A 23570-nucleotide genomic window follows, 5' to 3' on the forward strand; every position below is an offset into this window, starting at 1 on the left:
CCCTCTGGAAAGGGCATGACCCCAGCAGGGGTTTCCTGGAAACGCAAAAGCCCGGGGACGGCAAATTGCGCTGTCCCCGGGCAAGTTGACGCAGGTCTTACTTGACTTCGACCTTGGCGCCAGCTTCTTCCAGCTTCTTCTTGGCGGCTTCGGCGTCAGCCTTGGCAACGCCTTCCTTGACGGGCTTCGGAGCGCCGTCGACCAGGTCCTTGGCTTCCTTCAGGCCCAGACCGGTCAGCTCGCGCACGGCCTTGATGACGGAAACCTTGTTGGCGCCGGCTTCAGCCAGGACAACGGTGAACTCGGTCTGCTCTTCAGCAGCGGCGGCGGCGCCACCAGCGGCGGGAGCAGCGACAGCGACAGCGGCGGCAGCAGCCGACACGCCGAACTTCTCTTCCATTTCCTTGATCAGCTCGGACAGTTCGAGCACGGTCATGCCAGCGATGGCGTCAAGGATTTCAGCTTTGTTAAGTGCCATTTTTAAGAACTCCAAATATTGGGTAATGCCAGGGTTTGGGTGTCGCTCGGTCGTTCAGCGAATTTCCGTGAAGGGCGGGGATTAAGCCGCGGCCTTCTGGTCGCGCACGGCGGCGAGGCCACGGGCGAACTTGGTCGGAACTTCGTTGAGCGTACGCACGAATTGCGCGATGGGGGCTTGCATGGTGCCCAGCAGTTTCGACAGCAACTCTTCGCGCGAGGGCATGGTGGCCAGGGCCTTCACGCCTTCTTGGTTCAGCAGGCTGTTGGGCAGAGCGCCCGCCTTGATGACCAGCTTGTCGTTGCTTTTCGCGAAACCTGCGAGGACCTTGGCCGCCGTAACCGGATCAGCGCTGATGCCATAGATCAGCGGGCCGGTCAGTTGCTCGGCCAACGGCTCGAAAGCCGTGCCGGCAACAGCACGACGGGCCAGCGAGTTCTTCAGAACACGCAGATACACGCCCGATTCACGCGCAGTTTTGCGCAGTACGGTGACAGAGGCGACGTCCAGACCACGGTACTCGGCGATAACAATCGATTGCGCCTTGGCCACTTCGGCCGAGACTTCCTCGATTACCACCGCTTTCTCTTGACGATTGAGACTCACGGTTTGAACACTCCATCAAAAGACGCCTGGGGCCGGAGCCTTGCGCGTCAACCGAATGCGGCGCCTGGTCGAGTTCTTCGGGTAAAGAAATCTTCCTGGGGACGCCGTCTACGCTGGATCCGAACTTTGCGAGCTTCGGGATTAAGCGGGGCGGCGGGATAGTGCTTCCACCGACCTGCTCCAGCGGTCTTTGACAGCAGCATCCGGAGGAATCCGGATGCGGCCCAAAGTACGTTTACAGCTGTTGGCTTAGTTGGTAGCCGACAGCGAGGCAATTTCCACGCGCGCACCGCCGCCCATCGTGGACGAAACGGCCAGCTTGCGCAGGTAAATGCCCTTGGCAGCGGCGGGACGAGCCTTTTGCAGGGCGTCGACCAGAGCGGCCAGGTTGGTTTGCAGCTGTTCCACGCCGAACGACGCGCGGCCGATCGTGGCGTGGATGATGCCGGCCTTGTCGGTGCGGTACTGAACCTGACCGGCCTTGGCGTTCTTGACGGCGGTGGCGACGTCGGGGGTCACGGTGCCGACCTTCGGGTTCGGCATCAGGCCACGCGGGCCCAGGATCTGACCCAGGGCGCCGACGACACGCATCGTGTCGGGCGAGGCGATGACCACGTCGAAGTCCATCTGACCGGCCTTGATCTGGTCAGCCAGGTCGTCCAGGCCGACGATGTCGGCGCCGGCGGCCTTGGCGGCCTCGGCCTTGTCGCCTTGGGCGAACACGGCGACACGGACCGTCTTGCCGGTGCCGGCGGGCAGCACGACCGAGCCGCGGACCAGTTGGTCCGACTTCTTCGGGTCGATGCCCAGCTGCACGGCCACGTCAATCGATTCGTTGAACTTGGCGACAGCGGTTTCCTTGACCAGGGTCAGGGCTTCGGCGACCGGGTACAGCTTGGTGCGGTCGATCTTTTGCGCAATGGCGGCGGCGCGCTTGCTCAGTTTTGCCATGATTAGATCCCCTCAACCGTGATGCCCATGCTGCGGGCGCTGCCAGCGATCGTGCGGACGGCGGCGTCCAGATCGGCGGCGGTCAGATCGGGGCCCTTGGCCTTGGCGATTTCTTCAGCTTGCGCGCGGGTCAGCGTGCCGACCTTGTCGGTATGCGGCTTGGACGAACCCTTTTGCACGCCGGCGGCCTTCTTGATGAGGACCGTCGCGGGCGGGGTCTTCATGATGAAGGTGAAGCTCTTGTCGGCGAAAGCGGTGATCACCACCGGAATCGGCAGACCAGGCTCCATGCCTTGGGTCTTGGCGTTGAACGCCTTGCAGAATTCCATGATGTTCAGGCCACGCTGACCCAGGGCCGGGCCAATCGGGGGGGAGGGGTTAGCCTTACCAGCCGGCACTTGCAGCTTGATAAAGCCGACGATCTTCTTCGCCATGCTTTGCTCCTTGCGGGTTATATCGCCCTAGCGCGCGGCCAGGGCTCCCCGGGGGTTGAAATCAGGTCTTTTCGACCTGGCTGAAATCCAGTTCGACGGGGGTGGCACGACCGAAAATCGTGACAGACACGCGAACCTTGCTCTTTTCGTAGTTGACTTCTTCGACGTTGCCGTTGAAGTCCGCAAACGGACCTTCCTTGACCCGAACCATCTCGCCCACTTCGAACAGGATCTTGGGGCGGGGTTTCTCGACGCCCTCTTCCATCTGGGAGAGGATCTTTTCGACTTCCTTTTCGGAAATCGGGGTCGGACGATTGCCCGAGCCACCCAAAAAGCCGGTGACGCGGTTGGTATTCTTGACCAGGTGCCACGTTTCGTCGGTCAGGTCCATTTCAACCAGGACATAACCGGGGAAAATGCGGCGCTCGGTGATCGACTTCTGGCCACCCTTGACCTCGACGACTTCCTCGGAGGGCACAAGAATGCGGCCGAAAGACGTTTGCAGGCCCGCGCGCTCGATGCGCTCGTTCAGGGCCTTGTGTACGCTTTTTTCCATGCCGGAGTACACATGGACGACATACCAACGCTTACTCATTCGCCGTCCTTATTTCCAGCCCAACAACAGGCCGTAGAGAATCCATTCGATGCCCTTGTCGAGCACCCACATGAAAATGCCCATGACCGCCACGAACGCGAAAACGATGCCCGTCATCTGGGTCGTTTCCTTGCGGGTCGGCCACGACACACGCTTGACTTCGTTGTAGGACTCGCTGGCAAAGCTCAGGGTGCGACGGCCGGGTTCACTGAACCACGCGATCACGGCTGCGATCACGAGGCCGCCGACAAAGACGCCGATACGGGCAGGCATCGGTTGCGCGCTGAGCACGGAAAACCCGACGATGCCAGCAATAACGACAAGAACCGCCAGCCCGAGCTTGACCCGGTCGGCGGTACTGGTTACGGTTTCTACGCTGGTATTAGACATATTGCGACGCGAGCCGCCGTGAATGCGTAACTCGCGATGATCTCCCGCGGGTTTATCCTGGCGGTGGCAGGGGCAGTAGGAATCGAACCTACAACCTTCGGTTTTGGAGACCGACGCTCTGCCAATTGAGCTATGCCCCTAAAACTCACACATCACTACACGTGCACTACACTTTCGCCGTTCCAGCCAGGCCGCCACGCGTAGCGGCTTGCGGAACCAAACATCATACTACTTTTACAGCAAAGATGGATAGAGGGGCTTGAGAGCCCACTCTACCCATCCGGGTATTGCTTACTTCAGGATCTTGGCGACGACGCCGGCGCCGACGGTACGACCGCCTTCACGGATGGCGAAACGCAGGCCTTCTTCCATGGCGATCGGGGCCAGCAGCTTGACGGTCATCGTCACGTTGTCGCCCGGCAGGACCATTTCCTTGTCGGCCGGCAGGTCGATCGTGCCGGTCACGTCCGTCGTGCGGAAGTAGAACTGGGGACGATAGCCGTTGAAGAACGGGGTGTGGCGGCCGCCTTCTTCCTTGGACAGGATGTACACCTCGGAGGTGAAGTCCGTGTGCGGGGTGATCGAGCCCGGCTTGGCCAGAACCTGGCCGCGCTGGACGTCTTCACGCTTGGTGCCGCGCAGCAGGATGCCCACGTTGTCGCCGGCTTGACCTTGGTCCAGCAGCTTGCGGAACATTTCCACGCCGGTGCAGGTCGTCTTGACCGTCGGGGTGATACCGACGATTTCGATTTCTTCGCCGACCTTGATCACACCGCGTTCGATACGGCCGGTCACCACGGTGCCGCGACCCGAGATCGAGAACACGTCTTCGACCGGCATCAGGAACGCGCCGTCAACGGCACGCTCGGGCGTCGGGATGTAGGTGTCCAGGGCTTGGGCCAGCGACAGAATCGCTTGCTCGCCCAGTTCGCCCTTGTCGCCTTCCAGCGCCAGCTTGGCCGAACCCTTCACGATCGGGGTGTCGTCGCCCGGGAAGTCGTACTTGCTCAGCAGTTCGCGGACTTCCATTTCCACCAGCTCGAGCAGCTCGGCGTCGTCAACCATGTCGGCCTTGTTCAGGAAGACGATGATGTACGGCACGCCAACCTGGCGGCTCAGCAGGATGTGTTCACGCGTTTGCGGCATCGGGCCGTCAGCGGCCGACACGACCAGGATCGCGCCGTCCATCTGGGCAGCGCCCGTGATCATGTTCTTGACGTAGTCAGCGTGGCCCGGGCAGTCAACGTGCGCGTAGTGGCGCGTTTCCGTTTCGTACTCGACGTGGGCCGTGTTGATCGTGATGCCGCGTGCCTTTTCTTCAGGTGCCGCGTCGATCTGGTCGTAGCCCTTGGCTTCGCCGCCGAACTTGGTCGACAGAACGGTCGTGATCGCCGCCGTCAACGTCGTTTTGCCGTGGTCAACGTGACCAATCGTACCCACGTTCACGTGCGGCTTGGTACGTTCAAACTTGCCTTTTGCCATGGCTGACTCCTGACCTGGATTGCGCTTTTGACTGAAGCTGCTGACTGAAGAAAAGACTTTGGAATTTGTGGTGCCCATGGCGCGGATCGAACGCGCGACCTCTCCCTTACCAAGGGAGTGCTCTACCACTGAGCCACATGGGCATGTGTACTGCTTGGAGCGGGTGAAGGGAATCGAACCCTCGTCGTAAGCTTGGAAGGCTTCTGCTCTACCATTGAGCTACACCCGCGGCTGTCCTTTCACCACCTCACTATCTATCCCAGACTTTCAAAACTAAGGCCTTGGAGAACCAGCCTCCTTCGTTGCGAAGGCCGCCCAGTTCCCTAGGCCTACATTTTAAAATCCAGGCAAACATCGCCTGGATTCAGGTTTGGGTCTCTGGTGGAGGAGGTTGGATTCGAACCAACGTAGGCGCAAGGCCAACAGATTTACAGTCTGCCCCCTTTAACCACTCGGGCACCCCTCCAGCGGAGAACTTGAGATTATGAACACTTTCAAATCCGCTGTCAAACGCCTGGGACGAAAAATATTCAAAACTTTCGTTCTGCCTGCCGCGTTTCCGCGCAGAGGGGGCGAAGCTTACAAGATTCCGCGAACGGCTGCACGAAAAAGTTCGGCGTACTGGTCTGGCGTGTAGGCGACGGGGTTGGTGCCGCCCGACGGATCCTCGCTTGCCATGCGCCCTACCCGCTCGGCTTGCGCGGCGTCGATGCCGATGTCGGCCAGGGTGTGCGGGATGCCGACGGTCTCGCGCAGGCCCAGCACCCAGTCGAGCACGGCGCCGGGGCCGTCATCCGGCAATGCCAGATAGCGCGCCAGCGCCTGCAGCCGCGGCGCCACCGCGTGCTGGTTGGCCTTGAGCACGTAGGGCATGAGGATGGCGTTGAGCATGCCATGATGGGCGTCGTACAACGCCCCCAGCGGATGCGCCAGCGCGTGCATCGCGCCCAGGCCGCGCTGGAATGCGGTGGCGCCCATGCTGGAGGCCACCAGCATCTGCTGGCGCGCCTGCAGGTCGGCGCCATCGGCCACGGCCTGCGGCAGGTATTCCTTGATCATGCGCATGCCTTCCAGCGCGATGCCGGCGGCCATCGGATGGAAGAACGGCGAACAGTAGGCTTCGAGGTTGTGCGACAGCGCATCCATGCCGGTGGCCGCGGTGATGCGCGGCGGCAGGCCGACGGTGAGCTCGGGATCGAGGATGACGATGGCGGGCAGCATGCGCGCGTGGAAGATGATGCGCTTGACCTGCGCCGCCTCGTCGGTGATGACGGAGGCGCGCCCCACTTCCGAGCCCGTGCCCGCGGTGGTCGGCACCGCCACCACTGGCGCCATGCCGGCCACGTTCACGCGCAGGTAGTTGTCGCCCACGTCTTCGAAGTCCCACAGCGGACGCTTCTGGCCGGCCATCAACGCGATGGCCTTGGCCGCGTCCAGCGCCGAGCCGCCGCCGAACGCGATGACGCCATCGTGGCGGCCTTCGCGATAGCGCGCCACGCCGTCGTCCACGTTCCTGCCGGTGGGGTTGCCCTTCACTTCGTGGAACAGGCCGCATTCGAGTCCGGCCTGGCGGCAGCCGCGCACCGCATCGGCGATCATGGGCAGCGCGGCCAGGCCGGGATCGGTGACCAGCAAGGGGCGCGCCATGCCGAGTTCGCGGCACCAGTCGGGCAACTCCTTGATGCGGCCGGGGCCCGCCTTGATGGCGGTGGGATAGTTCCAGTTGACGCTGGGGACGGTCATGTCGGCTCCTGGTCGCGCGCTCAGGCGTTGCGGCGCAGATGGAAGGATTTGGCTTGGGTGAGCTGTTCGTAGCCGACGCGAGACAGCGAAACGCCGCGGCCGGTTTGCTTGACGCCGGTCCACGCCAGCGCGGGATCGAGGTAGTCGCAGCGGTTCATGAAGACGGTGCCCGTGCGCAACTGGCGGCCGAGATGCAATGCGGCCTCTTCATCCTGCGTGAAGAGGGCGGCGGTCAGGCCGTAGGGGCTGTCGTTCATCAAAGCGACGGCCTCTTCGTCGCTGTCGACCGGCATCACGCCGACCACGGGGCCGAAGCATTCATCGTTCATCACGCGCATGCGGTGATCCACCTGCGTCAGCAGTGCCGGCGCCACGTACGGCGTGCCGGCGCGCGCGGCGGCGAAACGCGTGGCATCGACCAGGTTGCGGGCGCCGCGCGATTCGGCTTCGGCGACCACTTCGCGCACCTCGTCGGCCGCGCGCGTGCGCACCACCGGGCCGAGCGTGGTGTCTGGCTGCAAGGGGTCGCCCAGCACGTATTCGCCGGTCAGCGCCGCGGCGCGGTCGATGAAGTCCTGGTAGCGGTCGCGCGCCACGTAGATGCGCTGGATGCCGCAGCAGGACTGGCCGGAATTGAAGAAGGCGCCGTCCACCAGCGTCTCGACCGCGTGCGCCAGGTTGGCGTCGGCGCGCACATACGCGGGGTCGTTGCCGCCCAGCTCCAGGCCCACGCCGATGAAGCGGCCGGCGGCGGCCTGCTCCACGCTCCGGCCGCCACGCACCGAACCGGTGAAGGACACGTAGCCGACCTCGGGCGCGCGGATCAGCCGCTGCGCGATGTCATGGTTCGCGTGCAGGTACTGGAACACGCCATGCGGCACGCCGGCCTCGCTGAAGGCGCGGCCGATAAGCTCGGCGCACAGCGGCGTCTGGTCCGAGTGCTTGAGGATCACGGTGTTGCCAGCCATCAGCGCCGGCACGATGCTGTTCACCGCCGTCAGCAACGGATAGTTCCACGGCGCGATGGTGAGCGCCACGCCGATCGGCTCGCGGCTGATGAAGCGCGTGAAACCCGCGATCTCCGGCACCTGGATCGGCGCCAGCGCCTCGGCGGCGATGCCGATCATGTGGCGCGCGCGCGCTTCGAAGCCATCCACTTCGCCAGGCGTGTAGCGCAAGGGGCGGCCCATCTGGATCGTAATCGCGCGCGCGATCTCGGCCTTGCCGGCGACGAAGCGCGTCACCGCATCGGACAGGATGCGGCCGCGCTGCTCGATGCCGAGCGCGTGCCACGCGCCCTGCGCGGCCTGCGCGTCGGCCAGCGCCTGCGCGACCTGCGCCTCGCTGGCGTAGGGGCGGCGCACGACTTCGCGGCCGTCGATGGGACTGATGGTGATGAGTTCCTGCGTCATGGCGACCCTGTGCATGCGTGGTGAAAAGATGAAGCGGCGGCGTTCAGATGATCTCGAAATAGCGAGCCAATTCCCAATCGGTGACGTGACGGCGGAACTGGCGTTCTTCCCATTCGCGCGTGGCGGCATAGTGCTCGACGAAGGCATCGCCGAACAGCTCGCGCGCGGCTTCGGACTGGCGCAGGCGCTGCGCCGCTTCCCACAACGTGGTGGGCAGGTGCAGGCGGTCGGGAAACTGCTGCGTGTAGGCGTTGCCCTGCACCATTGGTTCGGGTTCCAGGCCCTGCTCGATGCCATGCAGGCCAGAGGCCAACGCGGCGGACAGCGCCAGATAGGGATTGGCGTCGGCCGAGCCGATGCGCACTTCGACGCGCTGCGACTTGTCGCTGCCCGGGATGAGGCGCAGCGCGGTGGTGCGGTTCTCCATGCCCCAGGTGGCGTCCAGCGGCGCCCAGTAACCCGGCACCAGGCGCGAATAACTGTTGATGGTCTGCGCGTACAGCGCCATGAATTCGGGCAGGTAGCGTTGCACGCCAGCCATGAAGGCCGCCTGCGTCGCGCTCATGCCGTGCGGACGCGACTCGTCGTAGAAGGCCGAGCGGCCGCTGGTGCGGTCGCGCAGCGACAGGTGGATGTGGCCGCTCTGGCCGGGATGCTCGTGGGACCACTTCGCCATGAAGGTGGCCATCAGGCCGTTCTGCTGCGCCAACGCCTTGGTGAAGGTCTTGAAGAGGAAGGCCTTGTCGCCGGCGGCGGCGGCCTGGTCGACCGCGATGGCTGCCTCCAGCACGCCGGGGCCGGTCTCGGTATGCAGGCCTTCGATCGGCATGTCCATGCGCTCGCACATGTCGAGCAGCTTGCGATAGAAGTCGCCCTGCACCGTGCTGCGCAGCACCGAATAGCCGAAGTTGCCGGGGGTCCAGTTCTCCATGTCGCGGTAGTGTTTGGCGCGCACCGAATGCGGCGTTTCGCGGAACATGAAAAACTCGTACTCGAGCGCGGCGTAGACCTCGAAGCCCATGCCGGCGGCGCGATCCAGCGTGCGATGCAGCAGGCGGCGCGGGCAGATGTCGGCGGCGGGGCCTTCGAACTCGGCCAGGAACAGCAGCATGTCCTCGCCGCCGGGCCCCTGCTCCAGCGGCAGCCGGCGGCAGGTGCTGGGCACGATGCGCAGCTTGGCATCGGGATAGGCCGTGTGCCAGCCGGTGTACTTGGTGTTGTCGTAGAGCTGGTCGTCCAGGTCCCAGCCAAACACCACGTCGCAGAAAGCCAGCCCGCCGCGCAGCGCGGCCAGGAATTTGTCGCGCCTGACGTACTTGCCCAGCATGACGCCATCGACGTCGGACAGGCCGATCTTGATATGCGAGAGCGTGCTGGCCTGGACCAGCCGCTCCGCGTCTTCCACCGTTGCTACCCCTAGTGCATGCATGGCTCGTTCACCTTGTCGTGGCTGAAGCGTTGCGTTGACGTGCGGGGTCGCGGGGCGCGGTGTTTCAGGTCACGGCCGCCCCCAGCATCCGCATCGCCTCGCGATGCAGCTGCGGCGTGGCGGCCGCGATCACGCGGCCCTGCGACGCGAGGCCTAACGGCTGCCCCGACCAATCGGTAATGACGCCGCCCGCGCCTTCGATCACGGGCATCAGCGCCAGGTAGTCATACGGCTGCAGGCCGGCCTCGACCACCAGGTCGACGTGACCGCTGGCCAGCAGGCCATAGCTGTAGCAATCGCCGCCATAGCGGCGCATGCGCACCGAGCGCGCCAGCGCGTCGAATGCGGCCAGATCGGCGCCTTCGAAGATGTCGGGCGAGGTGGCGTAGAGAATCGCCTGGTCCAGTTCGGTGCATTGACGGGTGCGGCAGGGCTCGCCATTCAGGCGCGCGGGCGAACCGGCGGCGCCGAGCCAGCGCTCGGCCATCATGGGAATGTCGATCAGGCCCAGCACCGGGCGGCCGCGGTGCAGCAGGCCCAGCAGCGTGCCCCACAGGGGATTGCCGGAAATGAACGCGCGGGTGCCGTCGATGGGGTCGAGCGACCACACCCACTCGGCCTCGGCATGGCTGGCGCCGTATTCCTCGCCGAAGATGCCGTGATCCGGATACTGGCGGGCGATGGCTTCGCGCAGCGCTTGCTCGACCTCGCGGTCGGCGCGGGTGACGGGACTTTCATCCGCCTTGGTCTCCACCATCAGGGGGTGGCGGAACCACCGGCGCGACAGGGGCCGGACCTGATCCGCCAGCGTCTGGGCGAACGAGGAAAACGCGGCCAATTGCTGCGCGGTGGGCAGCGGCGAAGTTTGCATGACGAGCTCCGAGGCGTAACGCGGCGCGGAAAGACCCATGCGATTCGGGTTTTTCCAGTCTAGACACGTTGCCACAAATTTGCAAATATACCTAAAAACACAACCCGGGAAACGCAACGTTTCCTCGCGCAACCCTACCGCCCCGCCCGCAGGTCGCCGTCCGCAGAAAAGCAGCTCATCGCCGTTGCCGTGTATTCCTTTCCGGAGTCCCATCATGCAATGTAAGAAGAAGCTTGGTCTTGTGGTTGCAGTAATTTCCCTAGGTTTTGCCCAGGCCGTCCACGCCGGCGCGATCACCGTCTACACGGCGCTGGAGGAAGACGAGATTGCCGCCTACCTGAAGGCCGCCAACGCCGCCCTGCCCGACGTGAAGGTCAATGTGCTGCGCCTGTCCACCGGCGACCTGGGCGCTCGCCTGATCGCCGAGGCCGGCAATCCGCAGCAGGACGTGATCTGGGGCTTCGCGGTCAGCAACATGCTGGATCCGCGCCTGCAGAAGCTGCTGGAACCGTATGCGGCCAAGGGCATCGAAGCCCTGCCCGCGCAATACAAGGCCGCCGACAACAAATGGTTCGCCGCCACCGGCTACGTGGCCGCGTTCTGTGTCAACACCGACCGGCTCAAGTCCAGGAACCTGCCGATGCCGACCTCGTGGGAAGACCTGACCAAGCCGGTCTACAAGGGCGAGATCGTCATCCCCAGTCCGGCCGCATCCGGCACCGGTTATCTGCAGATCGTCGCGCTGCTGCAGGGCCTGGGCGCCGAGAAAGGCTGGGCGCTGCTCAAGGATCTGGACAAGAACGTGGCGCAGTACACGCCGTCGGGGTCGCGCCCCTGCAAGATGGCGCGCGCCGGCGAGTATGCGATCGGCGTGTCGTTCGCGTTCCCGGCGATGCAATCGATCGAGGAAGGCTTTCCGGTGAAGATGGTGATCCCGTCGAAATGGGTGGGCTATGAGCTGGAAGCCTCGGGCCTGATGAAGACCGCCAAGAATCCCGCGGACGCCAAGCGCTTCCTCGACTGGACGCTGTCGGCGCAGGCCGGCGGGCTGTACAGCAAGTACAAGGAGCTGGTGACGATTCCCGGCGCCGCCCCCAACAAGGCGGCCGAAGCCGCGGGCTTGCCCAAGGACCTGACCGCCGTGCTGTATCCGGTGGACTTCCAGAAATCGGCGGCGGAACGCGACGCTACCATCAAGACCTGGCAGGACACCATCAAACGCTGACGGCGCGCGCGGCCGGCGCCGCCGGCCGCCACGCCACCGCCTGGAGTGGCCATGTACCTGGAATTGCGCGGGATCCGCAAGACCTTCGACGGCGCGGTGGCGCTGGAAGGCATCGACCTGTCGGTGGGCGAACATGAATTCGTCTGCCTGCTGGGGCCCAGCGGCTGCGGCAAGACCACCCTGCTGCGCATCGTCGCCGGCCTGCTGCCATTCGACAGCGGCACCATCACGCTGGGCGGACGCGACCTGTCGGCGCTGCCGGCGCGCAAGCGCGGCTTCGGCATCGTGTTCCAGTCGTATTCGCTGTTTCCCAACATGACGGTGGCCGAGAACGTCGGCTACGGGTTGCGCATCCGCGGCGAGACGCGCGAGCGCATCGACGCGCGGGTGCGCGAATTGCTGGCGCTGATCAAGCTGCCGGATTATGCACAGCGTTATCCCCACCAGTTGTCCGGCGGCCAGCAGCAGCGCGTGGCGCTGGCGCGCGCGCTGGCGGTGGACCCTGCGCTGATCCTGCTTGATGAACCCCTGTCGGCGCTGGATGCGCGCGTGCGCACCGACATGCGCGCCGAGATCCACGACGTGCAGCGACGCCTGCGGATCCCGACCATCATGGTGACGCACGACCAGGAGGAAGCGCTCACGCTGGCCGATAAGATCGTATGCATGAATGACGGCCGCGTCGAGCAGGTGGGATCGCCTTCCGACCTGTATCTGCGGCCGAGCACACGCTTCGTCGCCAACTTCGTCGGCCTGAGCAACCTGTTGCCGACCGACTGGGTGCGCGAGGCCATGCCGGCGCTGCTGGCGACTCGGCCCGATGGCGCCAGCGAGCGTTTCGAGGCCTGCCTGCGGCCGGAAAACCTGCGCGTCGCCGCCGACGAGCGCGGGCCGGGCCGGGTGCGCGAAATGACCTTCATGGGCAACCTGACGCGCGTGCGGGTGGACTGGCGAGGCCGCGAGTTGCTGGTCGAACAGCAGGGCGCGGCGGGCCTGTCGCAGGGCGCGCCCGTGCGGCTGGACATGGCGCCGGAACAATGCGCCTGGGTTCGCGTATGACTGCGTCCGCCACGCCGGCACGCGCGGGAGTCATGGCATGAACACGGTTCGTATCGGCGCCGCCACTTCGCCGCGGGCCAATCGCTCGTCGGCCTCCCTGGATCGACTGCTGCTATGGACCTGCGTCGGCATCCCGATGGCGGGCCTGGCGCTGTTCTTCCTGTATCCATTGGCCACGGTCGGCTGGCGCAGTCTGGTGGAACAGGACGGCGCTATCGGCCTGGGCAACTACGCCGACGTGTTCGCCACCCGCGGCATCCTGACCGCCACCGCCAACAGCCTGACGATGAGCGCGGCCACCACCGCCGTCAGCCTGCTGCTGGGCTTTGCCATCGCTTTCGGGCTGGACCGCAGCCGCATGCGCGGCAAGGCGCTGGTCAAGCTGGCGCTGGTGCTGCCGCTGCTGGCGCCGTCGCTGGTGCAGGGGCTGGGGCTGATCTTCATCCTTGGACGCAACGGCCTGGTGCATCGCTGGACGGGCTGGGAATTCGACATCTACGGGTTCTGGGGCCTGCTGATCTCCAACGTGTTCTACGCCCTGCCCCAGGCCGTGCTGATCCTGCAGGCGGCGCTGCGCAACACCGATGCGCGCTATTACGACGCGGCCGAGGTGATGGGCGCGTCGAGCGCGCGGCAGTTCTTCGACATCACGCTGCCCAACTGCAAGTTCGGGCTGCTGAGCGCGGCGTTCGTGGTGTTCGTCATCACCATCACCGACTTCGGCAACGCAGCGGTGATCGGCGGCAACTACCGCGTGCTGGCCACCGAGATCTACAGCCAGGTATCGGGGCAGATGAATTTCGGCATGGGCTCGGTGGTGGGCATTTTGCTGCTGCTGCCGTCGCTGATCTCGGTGCAGATCGAACGGGTGGCCTCGCAGCGCCAGTTCGGCGCCGCCTCGCCCAGCGGGCTGCGCGTCACGCCGCAGCCGGCGCGCGGCCGCGACCTGGCGTTCACGGCCGGCGTATTGCTGTGCGCCAGCGCCATCGTGGTGACGGTGGGCACGGTGGTGTTCGCCAGCTTCATGCGGCTGTGGCCCTATCGCATGGAATGGACCCTGAAGCACTACGACATCACCGTCAGCGGCGGCTATGCGCCGCTGTGGACTTCGCTGTACCTGTCGCTGGCGGCCGCGGCCGGCGGCGTGCTGCTGCTGTTCTTCCTGACCTTCGGCGTATGCCGCATCCCCCGCGCGTGGGCCAAGCTGGTCTACCTGGTGTCGGTGCTGCCGGTGGGCGTGCCGGGGCTGGTATTGGGGCTGTCCTACATCTTCGCCTTCAACTCGCCTTCCACGCCGCTGTACGCGCTATACGGCAGCGCCGCACTGATCGCGCTGTGCAACTTCTACCACTATCACACGCAAGGCTTCCTGACGATGATGGCCGGCATGCGCGCGGTGCCGCAGGCGCTGGAGGAAGCGGTCAGCTGCCTGGGCGGCGGGACGTTGCACATCGTGCGCGATGCGGTGCTGCCGCAGATCGCCCCAACGGTGCTGGGCGTGTTCTTTTTCCTGTTCATGCGTTCCATGGTGACGCTGTCGGCGGTGATCTTCCTGGTCACACCGTCGGTCAGTGTCGCGCCGGTTTCCGTACTGCGGCTGGACGAAGCGGGGTTCGTCTCGCAGGCCGCGGCCTATTCGACGCTTATCATGCTGGTCGTGGGTGGTTCGCTGCTGGCGATGCGCGCGTTGATCGCGTTGCCGGCGCGGCGCCGCAAATAGAGATTAGGAAGCATCCGATATGTGGCAAGAAGAGCGGTATCAGAGAATCCGCGCCCTGCTGTCTTCCCTGCAGCAGGTATCGACCGACCGTATCGTCGGCGAACTGGGGGTATCGCGGGAGACCGTCCGGCGCGATCTGCTGGAGCTGGAGGCGATGGGCGAGCTGCGCCGCGTGCATGGCGGCGCGGTGCCGGTGCACAGCGAGCCGCCGATCACGGAACGCGTGCACACCCGCGTCAAGTACAAGCGCGCCATCGCGCGCGCTGCGGCCGGCCTGGTGACGAGCGGGCAGACGCTGTTCCTGGATGCGGGCAGCACCACCAGCATGCTGGCGGACGAGCTGGCCAAGCTGAGCGGGCTGACCCTCATCACCAATTCGTTCGACGTGGCGCTCAAGGTCGGCGCCGCCGGCAGCGGGGCCAATGAACTCATCATGCTGGGCGGATCGGTGGGTGGGCCGGTGTGCGCCACCGCCGGCGACATCACCATCGCCGAGATCCACCGCTACCGCGCCGACGTGGCGTTGCTGTCGCCGGTGGGCGTGGATGCCGAATGCGGCGCCACCAGCTACGACCTGCGCGAAGCCGAAGTGGCGCGCGCGATGGCCGCCAACGCCAAACAGCGCATCCTGCTGGCCGATTTCAGCAAGATCGGCCTGTGCAGCCGGGTGTCGTACTGCGAAGTGAACCGCATCGATCACCTCATCACCAACACCAACGCGCAGAAGCAGCCTGCCTTCGCGGCCCTGAAGGCCGCGGTCGGCAAGGTTCTGGTGGCTTAGCCGCCGCTTCAATCCACCGACACGCCCGCGACCTTGACCATGTCGGCCCAGTACGTGGTGTCCTGTTGCAGGCGCTTGCCGAACGCATCGGGCGCGCTGCCGACGGGCTGGCTGCCGCCGGCCTGGATCTTGGCGATCACGTTGGGCGATTCCATGGCCTGCGCCACCGCTTGCGCCAGGTAGGCGATGCGCTCGGGCGGCGTGCCGGCCGGCGCGAACAGGCCGTACCAGTCGTCGGCCGTGATGCCGTCCATGCCGGATTGGCCAAGCGTGGGCGCGCCCTTGAAGATGCCGATGCCGTTCTCATGGCTCAGCGCAAGGATGCGCAGCTTGCCGGCCGCCACCATCGGCTCGGCCGAGGCCGGCGAAGTGATCAGCATGTCGACGGTGCCGCCCATCAGGTCGGTGATGGCGGGCGCGGCGCCGCGATACGGCACGTGCACCAGTTTCACGTTGGCCTTCTGCGACAGCAGCGCGCCCATCAGATGGCTCATGGTGCCGTTGCCGGGCGTGGCGTAGGTGATGACGCCGGGCTGCTTGCGCGCGGCGTCCAGGTAGTCGCCCAGCGACTTGTAGGCGCTTTCGCTGCGCGCCACCAGCACCAGCGGCGCCGAGGTGATCTGCGAGATCGGCACGAAGTCCTTGAGCGGATCGAAGCCCACGTTCTTGTACAGGCGCGGGTTGACCGCCATGACGCTGGTCTGCGACATCACCAACGTATAGCCGTCGGGCTTGGCGCGCGACACCTGCGAAGTGCCGACGTTGCCGCCCGCGCCGGAACGGTTTTCCACCACCACGCTCTGGCCGGTGATCGCCCCGAGTTCCTGCGCGATCAGGCGCGCCACGCCATCGTTGCCGCCCCCGGGCGGGAACGGCGAGACCACGGTGATGGCCTGCTTGGGGTAGTCGGCCAGGGGCGCGGGCGCCTGGGCGTGGGCGTTCAGCCCCCACGCCAGGCAGGCCAGGGCGGCGGCGGTCTTGCAGGCATGTTGCAGCTGGTACTTGTTCATCGATATTTCCCCTTGTGATTGGCGGCCGGATGCTCGGCCGTCCATTGCATTTCGGTTCGCCATGAACCGTCCGCGCCCCGTCGGCGAAGCGCCGGGGCGTGCTGATCGGATGAAGCGTGTGGCGTGGCCACGGGGGCAGTCCGCCCCGATGGTCACCCCGCCGGGAAGCGATACGCGGCGCGTTCGTGCGCGTCGATCTGCTTGACCAGGTTGGTTTCCCAGGCGAGGTACTGACGCGCCGCGGCCTTGTTGCCGTCGTGGCGGTCGTGCACGAAGAACAGGTAATCGATGCAATCGCGGTCGGCGGGCGTGGACGGCGTGGATTCCAGCGCGATGCCCGCCGCCGACCAGCCGGCCGCCGTGCCCAGATTGACGGCAACGTCCCCCGCGCCGCGCGCCCGCAGGTCCGCCGCGGCCCAGGCGGCCACCGCGAGTTCCTCGGCCAGCAGCACCAACGGACGTGCCGGGTCCAGCGCCAGGCCGGCAAAGCGCGGCCGGATGGCCCATTGCGCTCCCGCGATGTGTTGGGCGCGATAGCGCATGCTGGGGCGGATGTCGATGAGTTGCGCGCCTGCGTCCAGCGCGGCGGCCAGCGCCGCGTCATCCAATACCTTGACCGGCGGTTCGGCGATCGGGGCGACAGCCGCTTGCAGGTCGGCCCCCACGCCCTCCTGCAGCACGCTCGCGTCCCAGCCCATCTGGCGCAACCAGCTGGCCACCACCGGCGCGCGCACGCCTTCGCCATCGAACACCACGATGCGCGCGCCACGCACGGCCACGTACTGGTCGGTGGCCTGGATCAACTGGCCGCCGGGCGTGTGCTGCGCGCCGCGCAACGAGCCTTGCGCGTACTCCTCGGCACTGCGCACGTCGCACAGGAAGGTGCTGCGGCCCGTGTCGGCCAGCCAGCTGCGCACCTGCGCGGCGTTCACCCACGGCACGCCATGGCGTTCGGCCAGGCCGGCCGAGCGTTGCGCCAGCGCCGGTATATCGGCCGCGGCAACGGCATCCTCATATCGACGGCTGGCGCCATGATCGAGCTTGAAATCCGCCAGGTACCAGCCCTGGGTGCCGTTCTCCAGCGCGTAGACGGGATTGGGCACGCCCAGGTTGATGAGGGTCTGCGCGCCGATGATGCTGCGGGTACGGCCGGCGCAGTTGACCACGATGGTGGTCTTCGGATCGGGCGCCAGGCCGTGCGCGCGCAGCGCGAGCTCGCCGTTGGGGCAGCAGATGCCGCCGGGGATGCTCATCTTCTGGTATTCGGCGTAGGGCCGGCCGTCGAGCACGATCAGGTCGTCGCCACGACGCTGGCGCTCGGCCAGTTCGGCCGCGCTGATGCGCGGCGTGTGGAAGACTTCTTCGGCGAGCTCGCCGAAAGTCTTGCTCGGGACATTGACCCCGGCGAAAGCGGCGTAGCCATCGCGTTGCCATTGCGCGATGCCGCCTGCGAGGCGGTGGACCTGCGTGTAGCCCACGGCCCGCAAGGCCGCTGCCGCGCGCGCCGCGACGTCATCGTCATCCCCCGCGTCGTAGACCACCACGCGCGCATCGCGCCGCGGCGCCAGGCGCGCGATATCGGCCTCGAGCCGGCTGAACGGCACCGGCGCCGCATAGAACAGGTGGGACTCGCCGTATTGGCCATGCTCGCGCACGTCCAGCAGCGCAATCTCGCCGCCGTCATGCAGCCAGCCCTTGAGGGTGTGCGAGTCGATATCGGCCAGTTTCAGGTCGGAATGGGAATGCATCGTTAAATCCGCAGGGAATCGGGGGAATGGGAATTCAGGGCCGCCAGGACGGGCCGCAATTGGCCGAATGCCTGTTCGAGATCGGCGATCAGGTCGTCCGGATCCTCCAGCCCGATATGCAGGCGCAGCATGGCGCCGTGCGGGGCCACGGGCAGGGATCGCGCCTTGGCCAGATTGACGGGTATCACCAGGCTCTCGAATCCGCCCCAGGATGCGCCGATGCCGAACAGGCGCAGCGCGTCGATGACGCGTTCCATGTCGGCATCGGCGATGCCGGCGGCGAACTCCAGCGTCAGCAGGCCGTTGGTGCCGGTACACTCGCGACGCCAGACCGCGTGTGCGGGGTCGTCAGGCAGGGCCGGGCACAGCACGCGCGCCACTTCCGCCCTGCCCTGCAACCACTGCGCCACGCGCAATGCGCTGCGGGCATGTTGCGCCAGGCGCAACGGGAGCGAACGCATGCCGCGCAGCACCAGATAGGCATCGTCGGCGCCAACGGTCTGGCCGAAATCGATGCTGGCGCGTTCCAGCGCGCGCCAGGCGCGCGCATTGGTCACGACCGCGCCCATCATCACGTCGGCGTGGCCGCCCAGGTATTTGGTGGCGGCGAGAATCGAGATGTCCGCGCCCAGCGCCAATGGCTGGCACAGCAAGCCGGACGCCCAGGTGTTGTCCACAGCCAGCCAGCAATCATGGCGTTGCGCCAACTCAGCCAGCTGCCGCAGGTCCGGCATTTCGTAGGTGAGCGAACCCGGCGACTCGGCATAGATCATGCGCGTATTGGGACGCAGCAGCTGCGCCAGGCCGGCGCCGTCCGGGGGACAGAAAGTGAATTCGATGCCCAGCCGCGACAGGTGCTCGGCGCAGAAGCGGCGCACCGGTTCGTAGACCGCATCGGTCACCAGCACGTGGTCGCCGGCGCGCAGATAGGCCAGCAACACGATGGCGATGGCGGCCTGCCCGGTGGGGTACAGCTGGGCGCGATGCCCCTGCTCCAGCTCGACCAGCGCGTCTTCCAGCGCGTGCGTGCTGTCGGTGCCGCGCGCGCCGTACGACGGCAGGCGTTCCTGTTCGCGGCGGGCGCGGGTGTCGCGCCAGGCCGCGACGCTGTCGAACACATAGGTGCTGGCACGCGTGACCGGGGTGTTGACCCAGCCGGCATGGGGACGCCCGGCGCGCAGCAGGCGCGTCGCGGACCGCAGGGGCTTGTTCATGATGGTCAGCGGCGGGTCTGCACGCCGATCGGCATGACCTTGCAGGTGCCGGCGGCCAGGTCGAAGGCCAGCCGCTCGGTCAGCGTTTCGAGGGCGCGGCCGTACATGTGCAGGTGGCGGATGACGCTATCGCCCTGGATCTCGACGGCATGGATATCGTCGGGCATCAGCGCGATGCCGGTGCCCGGCCCCACCACCACGGTCCCGGTCTTTTCCAGGCGCCCCACGCCGGGCACGGAGCCATCGTCGGTGCGGTCGTAGACGTAGTTGTATTCCACGCCTTCCACGGCGGCGATACAGGCCCACGTGGTGTGGTTGTGCGGCACGATCTGCTTGCCGGGACGCATCACGTTCAGGTAGAGCGCGTAGCTCTTGTCGGCGTCCTCGCCGATCAGGTAGCGCGCCTGGCGTTCGCCCTCTTCCGGCGCCGGGTAGCGGTCCTGGGCCCACCAGTCGGTATGGCCGGCCAGGCCAATCAACTCGTCCAGCACGACCTTCAGGCTGTCACGGTTCAGGCCCTTATTTCCTAAAGTATTTTTAATATTTCCGATGGCGCTGTCGATGCCTTGTTGCTGGGGATGCGTGGTGCTCACAATGACTTTTCCTCTTGTTTCATGAGTTATTGCAGTCACTGTATCGCCGCGCGCGAGCGCCAACAATTTAAATTGCCTTAATATTCCATAAGCATCTCTAATACTTTCGACTCGCTGCTCCCATGCGCAATCTCGACCTGGACCTGCTGCGCACGCTGACCGCGATCGCGCGCTACGAAACGTTTTCCGAAGCGGCCAACCGGTTGCACAAGACGCAATCGGCGGTGACGCAGCAGATGCAGCGGCTGGAAGCGGCCATCGGTTTGCCGCTGTTCGAGAAACAGGGGCGCAACAAGGCCTTATCCACGCATGGACGGCGCCTGGTCGAATACGCGCGCCACATGCTGGCCATCAACGATGAAGCGCTGCGCGCGCTGCAGGATGCCCCGCTGGAAGGCGACCTGCGGCTGGGCGCGCCGCTGGACGTGGCCGACACCATCCTGCCGACCCTGCTGACCCATATCGCGCGCTCGGCGCCGCGCGTGAAACTGGAGATCCGCACCGATCGCAGCCCATTCCTGATGGACGCATTGCGCGCCGGAGAACTGGACCTGACCATCTCGACCCGCTTCGACCAGGAGTTCGAGGGCGTGGCGCTGCGCACCTCGCCCACGGTGTGGCTGGCCTCGGCCGACTACGTGCATGACCTCAACGCGCCGGTGCCGCTGGTGCTGGCCGACGAACCCAGCATCTTCCGCCGCCTGGCGCTGACCGCGCTGGAACAGGCGCAGGTGCGCTGGCACACCAACTACGTGGCGCCCAACCTGGTGAGCATCAAGGCCGCCTTGCGCGCAGGCCTGGGCGTGACCGCGCGCAGCGTCGAACTGCTGGCCCCGGAAATGCGGGTGCTCGGGGAAAAGGAAGGCCTGCCACCGCTACCGGACGTGACGTACTTCCTGTGGATAAGGCGAGACCTGATCAATCCGCTGACACGGCAGGTCTACGACATGCTGCGCAGCAACCTGGGATTGGCGCGTGGCGCGGATGCGCCACCCAATCCATGACGCGGCAGGCAGCGCGGCGGCCCGAGACAGGCCGCCGTGCGCATCGCTCAGTAGCGGTCGAAGCAGCGCTGCAGCGCCGCGGGTTCACGCGTGACGCACAGCGCCAGCATCAGCAGGATGCGGGCCTTCTGCGGATTCAGGTCGCCGGCGGCGATGAAACCCAGCACCGCGTCATCCAGTTCGACGTCGCGCGCGACGAAACCGCTGCCGGTGCGGCTGGAGCGCAGCACCGCGACGCCATCGGCGGCGGCGCGGGCCAGGGCGTCGATGGCCAGGTCCGTGGCGTTGCCGTCGCCCACGCCCGCCAGCACGATGCCATCGGCCTGGCGCGCGATGAAATCGATGACGTCGCCTTGCAGGTCGGCATGCGCATAGACGATGTCCACGCGCGGCCAACCGGCCTTCTCCAGCAATGCGAGTGAAAACTCGCTTTGCGTGCCGTGCGTGGTGGTGTTGCGCGAATAGAAGCACGGCGTGCCGCCATGCATCACGCCGGCGCGGCCGCGGTTGGGCGAGGCAAAGGCGTTGATGCCTGCGCTGGCGATCTTCTGGATCTCGCGAGCGTAGTGCACGTCTTCGTTCATGACGACCAGCGGCCCGCGGCCGCGCGCGTCGGGATGGCGCGCCAGCGCCACCGCGTTGTACAGGTTCGCCGGGCCTTCGGCGCCCAGCGCGGTGGCCGGCCGCATCGCGCCCACCAGCACCACGGGCTTGTCGTGGCGGATCACCAGGCTGAGGAAGTAGGCGGTTTCCTCAAGCGTGTCGGTGCCGTGCGTGATGACGATGCCGGCAACGGAAGGATCCGCGCACAAGGCTTCGACACGCTGCGCCAGCGCGCGCCACACGTCGTGTGTCATGTTCTGGCTGCCGACGTTGGCAACCTGCTCGGCGCGGATCTCGGCCAGGCCCGCCAATTGCGGCACCGCGGCCAACAGGTCGCCCACCGAGAACGAACCCGCCTTGTAGCCGGCGGACGTGGCATCGGCCTGGGCGCCGGCGATGGTGCCGCCGGTAGCCAGCACCGCGATGACGGGGAGCGCCTGCTCAGGCATCGACCACTCCAGACAGGCCTTGGCGCTCGAGCAGCGAATTCAGGTGTTCCCAGCCGTGGAAGTCGATGACGATCTGGCCCTTTTCCTTGGCTCCGACCTTCAGCGCCACGCGCGTGCCCAGGTGATCGGACAGGGCTTCTTCCAGGCGCGTCAGGTCGCGCGATACGCCGTTGGCCTTTTTCTTGGGCGACGCCGCGCTCTCGGCTTCCTTGGCGGTCTTGGCGACCAGTTTTTCGGCTTCGCGCACCGACAGGCGGCGCGCGATGATCTGGTTGGCCAGCTGGATCTGGGTGGCGGCATCCACCGCCAGCAGCGCGCGCGCATGGCCCATGTCGACGTCGCCGGCCAGCAGCATGGTCTGCACCGCCGACGCCAGGTTCAACAGGCGCAACAGATTGCTGGTGGCAGAACGCGAACGACCGATGGCCTGGGCGGCCTGCTCGTGGGTCAGGCCGAATTCGTCCAGCAGGCGGCGCACGCCATGCGCCTCTTCGAGCGGATTCAGGTCTTCGCGCTGGATGTTTTCGATCAGCGCCATGACCGCCGCGTTTTCGTCGGCGACCTCGCGCACCAGCACCGGCACTTCCTTCAGGCCGGCCAGCTGGGCGGCGCGGAAACGGCGTTCGCCCGCGATGATTTCGTAATGGCCGGGCGCGTCGCCGAGCGCGCGCACCAGAATGGGCTGCATGATGCCTTGCGTGCGGATCGACTCGGCCAGCTCGCCCAACGCGCCCTCGTCCATGCGAGTGCGCGGCTGGTACTTGCCGGCTCGCATCTTCGAAACAGGCAAGGTGGACGGCAGACCCTCGGGCTTGGCCGGAGCCTTGCCGATATTGTCGATTGCAGGCGCGTCGGCGCCCAGCAAGGCGTCGAGTCCGCGACCCAATCCCTTGGGTTTCTTGGTGGCCATAGTTAAATCCTCTTTCCTTCTGTTTTTGGTATCCCGAGCCGGGCTCAGGCGGCCGCCTGCTCGGCGGGCAGGCGGTACCAATACGCGTAACAGTCTTTGAAACCGTAGCGGCCATACAAAGCGCGCGCGGCGGTGTTTTGCGGTTCCACCTGCAGGTAGGCCGTGGTGGCGCCGTCTTCGACGCACAACGCCAGCAGATGGTCGACCAGCGTCGCGGCATGTCCCTTGCGCCGCTGGCCGGGATCCGTCACCACGTCGAACAGGCCGGCCAGTTCGCCGTCGCGCACGGCCATGCCGCCGGCCACGCACGCGCCGGCGGTATCGAATGCCAGCACCGGCAGGATATCCACAGCCAGGCCCTCCAGGCGCGCCTGGTGCTCGGCGATGTGCTCGGGCCGGGACTCGCGCATGCGACCGACCGCCGCCGCAAAGCGCGCGGCGTCCACTGTCCTGAAAACCAGATCGCCCCGGGCGGCCAGCCTGGGAGCGAGCGGCGTGCTCATGACTCGGGTCTCTTCGCCAAGGAGGTAACCCCGCGACGCCAGTTCGGCATCCAGGGTGAAATCCGGACCGATGGAGGTCAGGCGCAACACCATGGGCAGGCCATGGCGCGCGTACAACGTTGAACAATACGCCAGCCGCTCATCCAGCGGACGTGTGGATAACCCCAGCACGTTGATGCTGCGTACCCGTTTGGCCGACGATGGCGCATAGCGCACCAGCCAGCCGTCGTACAGCACCTGCGCGCGCACCGCCGTGGCGTTGAGCGCGGCCTCTTCCAGCCGCACGCGCAGCGCGTCGCGCGCATCGGCGGGCGGCGTGCGGGCGTCTGGGGACAGGTGCATGACGGCGGACATACAGCG

Annotated in this window: 23 protein-coding genes and 4 tRNA genes; 5 read left to right on the top strand and 22 right to left on the bottom strand. The window is 66.2% G+C overall.

The annotated features are described in order from the left end of the window. Nucleotides 1-97 precede the first annotated feature (97 nt). The 15 genes from rplL to hisN form a co-directional block, all read right to left on the bottom strand. On the bottom strand, nucleotides 98-478 hold the full coding sequence (gene rplL, locus ACVN9Z_RS06850; RefSeq protein ID WP_006389590.1) for a 50S ribosomal protein L7/L12: 381 nt from the start codon (nucleotides 476-478) through the stop codon (nucleotides 98-100). Between the two features lie 81 nt (nucleotides 479-559). Continuing rightward, the gene (gene rplJ, locus ACVN9Z_RS06855; protein ID WP_006389589.1) at nucleotides 560-1084 is read right to left on the bottom strand and encodes a 50S ribosomal protein L10; all 525 of its coding nucleotides are present in this window, start codon (nucleotides 1082-1084) and stop codon (nucleotides 560-562) included. A 249-nt stretch (nucleotides 1085-1333) separates the two neighbouring features. Then, the gene (gene rplA / locus ACVN9Z_RS06860) at nucleotides 1334-2035 is read right to left on the bottom strand and encodes a 50S ribosomal protein L1 (RefSeq protein ID WP_024070788.1); all 702 of its coding nucleotides are present in this window, start codon (nucleotides 2033-2035) and stop codon (nucleotides 1334-1336) included. Nucleotides 2036-2037: 2 nt separating this feature from the next. Then, nucleotides 2038-2469, bottom strand: coding sequence for a 50S ribosomal protein L11 (gene rplK / locus ACVN9Z_RS06865; protein ID WP_006389587.1), 432 nt, complete (start codon nucleotides 2467-2469; stop codon nucleotides 2038-2040). Nucleotides 2470-2530: 61 nt separating this feature from the next. Continuing rightward, entirely contained in the window at nucleotides 2531-3064 is a 534-nt protein-coding gene (gene nusG / locus ACVN9Z_RS06870) for a transcription termination/antitermination protein NusG (protein WP_006389586.1), read from the bottom strand. 9 nt (nucleotides 3065-3073) lie between these two features. Then, entirely contained in the window at nucleotides 3074-3454 is a 381-nt protein-coding gene (gene secE, locus ACVN9Z_RS06875) for a preprotein translocase subunit SecE (RefSeq protein ID WP_006389585.1), read from the bottom strand. Between the two features lie 64 nt (nucleotides 3455-3518). Then, nucleotides 3519-3594: transfer RNA gene (locus ACVN9Z_RS06880), tRNA-Trp, on the bottom strand. 151 nt (nucleotides 3595-3745) lie between these two features. After that, on the bottom strand, nucleotides 3746-4936 hold the full coding sequence (gene tuf, locus ACVN9Z_RS06885) for an elongation factor Tu (RefSeq protein ID WP_020925806.1): 1191 nt from the start codon (nucleotides 4934-4936) through the stop codon (nucleotides 3746-3748). A gap of 68 nt (nucleotides 4937-5004) precedes the next feature. Further along, nucleotides 5005-5079 (bottom strand) — tRNA-Thr (locus tag ACVN9Z_RS06890). A gap of 12 nt (nucleotides 5080-5091) precedes the next feature. Then, nucleotides 5092-5165: transfer RNA gene (locus ACVN9Z_RS06895), tRNA-Gly, on the bottom strand. A gap of 150 nt (nucleotides 5166-5315) precedes the next feature. Further along, a tRNA-Tyr gene (locus tag ACVN9Z_RS06900) sits at nucleotides 5316-5402 on the bottom strand. A 113-nt stretch (nucleotides 5403-5515) separates the two neighbouring features. Continuing rightward, complete coding sequence (locus tag ACVN9Z_RS06905; RefSeq protein ID WP_458213265.1) at nucleotides 5516-6679, bottom strand: iron-containing alcohol dehydrogenase; 1164 nt, start codon at nucleotides 6677-6679, stop codon at nucleotides 5516-5518. Nucleotides 6680-6699: 20 nt separating this feature from the next. Beyond that, complete coding sequence (locus ACVN9Z_RS06910; protein WP_458213266.1) at nucleotides 6700-8091, bottom strand: aldehyde dehydrogenase family protein; 1392 nt, start codon at nucleotides 8089-8091, stop codon at nucleotides 6700-6702. A gap of 43 nt (nucleotides 8092-8134) precedes the next feature. Continuing rightward, complete coding sequence (locus ACVN9Z_RS06915) at nucleotides 8135-9520, bottom strand: glutamine synthetase family protein (protein ID WP_035184163.1); 1386 nt, start codon at nucleotides 9518-9520, stop codon at nucleotides 8135-8137. 64 nt (nucleotides 9521-9584) lie between these two features. Beyond that, the gene (gene hisN, locus ACVN9Z_RS06920) at nucleotides 9585-10391 is read right to left on the bottom strand and encodes a histidinol-phosphatase (protein ID WP_054481979.1); all 807 of its coding nucleotides are present in this window, start codon (nucleotides 10389-10391) and stop codon (nucleotides 9585-9587) included. Between the two features lie 214 nt (nucleotides 10392-10605). On the opposite strand from hisN, the gene ACVN9Z_RS06925 reads away from it, so the two are divergent. The 4 genes from ACVN9Z_RS06925 to ACVN9Z_RS06940 are packed head-to-tail and all read left to right on the top strand — an operon-like array spanning nucleotide 10606 to nucleotide 15176. Next, on the top strand, nucleotides 10606-11616 hold the full coding sequence (locus ACVN9Z_RS06925; RefSeq protein ID WP_020925801.1) for an ABC transporter substrate-binding protein: 1011 nt from the start codon (nucleotides 10606-10608) through the stop codon (nucleotides 11614-11616). A gap of 51 nt (nucleotides 11617-11667) precedes the next feature. After that, the gene (locus ACVN9Z_RS06930) at nucleotides 11668-12675 is read left to right on the top strand and encodes an ABC transporter ATP-binding protein (protein ID WP_458213267.1); all 1008 of its coding nucleotides are present in this window, start codon (nucleotides 11668-11670) and stop codon (nucleotides 12673-12675) included. Nucleotides 12676-12712: 37 nt separating this feature from the next. Further along, nucleotides 12713-14395 (top strand): ABC transporter permease subunit, encoded by a 1683-nt coding sequence (locus tag ACVN9Z_RS06935; protein WP_054471457.1) that lies wholly within the window; start codon nucleotides 12713-12715, stop codon nucleotides 14393-14395. A gap of 19 nt (nucleotides 14396-14414) precedes the next feature. Then, complete coding sequence (locus tag ACVN9Z_RS06940; protein WP_006389573.1) at nucleotides 14415-15176, top strand: DeoR/GlpR family DNA-binding transcription regulator; 762 nt, start codon at nucleotides 14415-14417, stop codon at nucleotides 15174-15176. 8 nt (nucleotides 15177-15184) lie between these two features. Here the strand turns inward: ACVN9Z_RS06940 and ACVN9Z_RS06945 are convergent, their stop codons facing one another. The 4 genes from ACVN9Z_RS06945 to ACVN9Z_RS06960 form a co-directional block, all read right to left on the bottom strand. Then, the gene (locus ACVN9Z_RS06945; protein WP_458213268.1) at nucleotides 15185-16186 is read right to left on the bottom strand and encodes a Bug family tripartite tricarboxylate transporter substrate binding protein; all 1002 of its coding nucleotides are present in this window, start codon (nucleotides 16184-16186) and stop codon (nucleotides 15185-15187) included. A 152-nt stretch (nucleotides 16187-16338) separates the two neighbouring features. Beyond that, on the bottom strand, nucleotides 16339-17934 hold the full coding sequence (locus ACVN9Z_RS06950) for a rhodanese-like domain-containing protein (RefSeq protein WP_054449009.1): 1596 nt from the start codon (nucleotides 17932-17934) through the stop codon (nucleotides 16339-16341). Between the two features lie 2 nt (nucleotides 17935-17936). Then, nucleotides 17937-19148 (bottom strand): cystathionine beta-lyase, encoded by a 1212-nt coding sequence (gene metC / locus ACVN9Z_RS06955; RefSeq protein WP_053498930.1) that lies wholly within the window; start codon nucleotides 19146-19148, stop codon nucleotides 17937-17939. A 5-nt stretch (nucleotides 19149-19153) separates the two neighbouring features. After that, nucleotides 19154-19741 carry a cysteine dioxygenase family protein gene (locus ACVN9Z_RS06960; RefSeq protein WP_020925794.1) on the bottom strand — a complete coding sequence of 196 codons (588 nt, stop codon included), beginning with the start codon at nucleotides 19739-19741 and terminating at the stop codon, nucleotides 19154-19156. Nucleotides 19742-19863: 122 nt separating this feature from the next. On the opposite strand from ACVN9Z_RS06960, the gene ACVN9Z_RS06965 reads away from it, so the two are divergent. Continuing rightward, nucleotides 19864-20745, top strand: coding sequence for a LysR substrate-binding domain-containing protein (locus ACVN9Z_RS06965; protein ID WP_006389568.1), 882 nt, complete (start codon nucleotides 19864-19866; stop codon nucleotides 20743-20745). Nucleotides 20746-20792: 47 nt separating this feature from the next. On the opposite strand, the gene ACVN9Z_RS06970 is transcribed toward ACVN9Z_RS06965, so the two are convergent. The 3 genes from ACVN9Z_RS06970 to ACVN9Z_RS06980 are packed head-to-tail and all read right to left on the bottom strand — an operon-like array spanning nucleotide 20793 to nucleotide 23564. Further along, nucleotides 20793-21797 carry an asparaginase gene (locus ACVN9Z_RS06970; RefSeq protein WP_053498929.1) on the bottom strand — a complete coding sequence of 335 codons (1005 nt, stop codon included), beginning with the start codon at nucleotides 21795-21797 and terminating at the stop codon, nucleotides 20793-20795. Continuing rightward, nucleotides 21790-22707, bottom strand: a complete 918-nt coding sequence (locus ACVN9Z_RS06975) for a ParB/RepB/Spo0J family partition protein (RefSeq protein WP_006389566.1) — start codon at nucleotides 22705-22707, stop codon at nucleotides 21790-21792. The genes ACVN9Z_RS06970 and ACVN9Z_RS06975 overlap by 8 nt, the downstream gene beginning before the upstream one ends. 44 nt (nucleotides 22708-22751) lie before the next feature. Further along, nucleotides 22752-23564 (bottom strand): GNAT family N-acetyltransferase, encoded by an 813-nt coding sequence (locus tag ACVN9Z_RS06980; RefSeq protein WP_458213269.1) that lies wholly within the window; start codon nucleotides 23562-23564, stop codon nucleotides 22752-22754. Between the last annotated feature and the right edge of the window lie 6 nt (nucleotides 23565-23570).

This window comes from Achromobacter sp. KK8 (genome assembly GCF_054188005.1).